The organism is Pseudomonas sp. YuFO20 (genome assembly GCF_035064975.1).
Taxonomy (GTDB): Bacteria; Pseudomonadota; Gammaproteobacteria; order Pseudomonadales; family Pseudomonadaceae; genus Aquipseudomonas; species Aquipseudomonas putida_AE.
This window is the reverse complement of the sequence record NZ_JAXDEO010000178.1, coordinates 1-467: the sequence shown is the minus strand read 5'-3', so window position 1 is coordinate 467 and position 467 is coordinate 1. Positions and strand designations below refer to the sequence as shown.

Here is a 467-nt window from a genome sequence, read left to right as displayed (position 1 = left end):
CTTCAGCAAAAGTTCTCCCTAGGACGCATCGGCGCCGATAGGTGTTGTTCCCCCGAAGCGGCGCTCACGTTGTGCAAATGCATTCAGCGCACCTTCAAAGACAAGTTCATCGAAATCAGGCCAGAGCACATCAGTAAAGTAAAGTTCAGCATAGGCGATTTGCCACAGCAGGAAGTTACTGATGCGATGCTCGCCACCGGTGCGGATAACCAAATCCACCGGCGCCAGGTCGCTCATGCAAACCCGCTCGTTCAATAATTCCTCGCTGATCTGATCCGGGTGCAACTCCCCCACCCGTACTCGTTCGGCCAGTTCCCTTACTCCCTGAATGATATCCCAACGGCCACCGTAGTTGGCAGCGATATTGAGCGTCAGGCCATCGTTATTTTCCGTCAGTGCTTCAGAGCGGCGGATCCGCTCCTGCAAACGCGAGCTGAAGCGGCTGATATCGCCGATCACCCGCAGCC

1 protein-coding gene is annotated in these 467 nt (G+C 55.7%); it reads right to left on the bottom strand.

The features are described from left to right. Window positions 1-18: 18 nt before the first annotated feature. Window positions 19-467: polyprenyl diphosphate synthase (gene uppS, locus SOP85_RS31140; RefSeq protein WP_323629424.1), on the bottom strand; the 449-nt coding region annotated here is incomplete at its 5' end.